Genomic DNA, 1,084 nt, shown 5'->3' on the forward strand with positions numbered 1-1,084 from the left:
GCGCCCGGGGATCACCGTCCGCGAGCAGCGCGCCGAGCGCCTGCGACAGCGCGGGCCACGCCTGCCTGCTGTACAGGGCCTGGCTGAGTACGCCGACGACGTCCTGGCCCGTGAACTCCTCGCCGTCCATGGAGCGCAGCGGCATCTCGTCCATGTCCCGGATGAGCTGGACCATGCCGTGCCGGGCGGCCCGCGCGTCGGTGCCGAAGACGCATCCCGCGTTCCCCGTGCACCAGGTGAGGAAGTTGTCGAGGGCGGTCTGGCGTCCCTCGGCGGTCACGAGGGACTGCTCGGCGACGGGCTCGGTCAGCGTGTCCACGCCGTCGAGCACCATCCGCCCGACCTTCTTCGGGAACTGGGCGGCGTATACGGCACCGAGCCGCGTCCCGTACGAGAAGCCGAGGTAGTTGAGCTTCTTGTCGCCGAGGGCGGCCCGCATGACGTCCAGGTCGCGCGAGACGTTGATGGTCCCCATGTACGGCAGTACGGGACCGGACTTGGCCTCGCACTCCTTGGCGACCTTGCGCAACTCGGCGAGTACGGCGGCCGGGTCGTCGCCCTCCCCCGCCACGGGCTCGGTCTGCCCGTCGGCGTCCCCGCAGCTGACGGGGTCGCTCTGGCCCACCCCGCGCGGGTCGAAGGAGACGACGTCGTAGCCCTTGCTGAGGAAGCCGAACTCCTTCTGCGCTCCGGCCAGCGCGGAGACTCCGGGGCCGCCGGGGCCGCCGAAGTTCAACAGCAGGGAGCCTCGCGGCTCGCCGCTCGCGCTCGACCTCATCCGGATCATCGCGAGCTTCACCGTGCCGGTGGCGGGCTTGGCGTAGTCCAGCGGAACGGTCACATCCGCGCACTGAACGTCCTTGGCGTGCCCGGTGGCGTCCGCCATGGCCTCGGTCGCGTCCTTGCAGGCGCCCCACTTGATCTTCTGCGTGTAGTACCGCGAAAGGTCGGGGCGGCCCGGCGCCGGTGGGGCGAGAGCGGGGGCGCCCGTTCCCAGGACGGTCAGCACGGCTATAGCGCCGACTGCGACAGTTCCCCGCACGGCAACCTCCCAGGGCTCTCTCCCCAGGCCCACCCTAAGCGC

At 71.2% G+C, this 1,084-nt stretch carries 1 protein-coding gene; it reads right to left on the bottom strand.

Going from position 1 to position 1,084, the window contains the following annotated elements; translation table 11 throughout:
• Positions 1-1,042: alpha/beta fold hydrolase (locus GKQ77_RS32980; RefSeq protein WP_308117862.1), on the bottom strand; the 1,042-nt coding region annotated here is incomplete at its 3' end.
• Between the last annotated feature and the right edge of the window lie 42 nt (positions 1,043-1,084).

The sequence above is a fragment of the Streptomyces anatolicus genome, from assembly GCF_019400875.1.
GTDB lineage: Bacteria > Actinomycetota > Actinomycetes > Streptomycetales > Streptomycetaceae > Streptomyces > Streptomyces anatolicus.